The sequence below is a fragment of the Virgibacillus sp. 7505 genome (assembly GCF_002272135.1).
GTDB lineage: Bacteria > Bacillota > Bacilli > Bacillales > Amphibacillaceae > Terribacillus.
The window spans coordinates 1-234 of record NZ_NPBF01000318.1; the positions used below are offsets into that span (position 1 = coordinate 1).

1 protein-coding gene is annotated in these 234 nt (G+C 50.0%); it reads right to left on the bottom strand.

The window, feature by feature from the left end; all coding sequences use genetic code 11:
• Window positions 1-234 (bottom strand): cellulase family glycosylhydrolase (locus CHH91_RS19135; protein WP_141234257.1); only part of this gene is annotated, 234 nt, incomplete at both ends.

Here is a 234-nt window from a genome sequence, read left to right on the forward strand (position 1 = left end):
CCATTTCCCCATAGACAATCCGTTCGCACCAACTCGTTAATGGACCTGATGGGCCTTCAGCTAAATCCAAGTATTCAACACCCCCGCTATTGCCATACCATGACCAGGCAAGCCAGCCCACTTGCCGCTCTGCTGTATAGGCCAAAATCGCATCTTCATCGACATCGCCATCATGATGCCTATGGCCAAATTCACCGATTACCACAGCAAGATTTTCAGCAAGTACACCGTCGA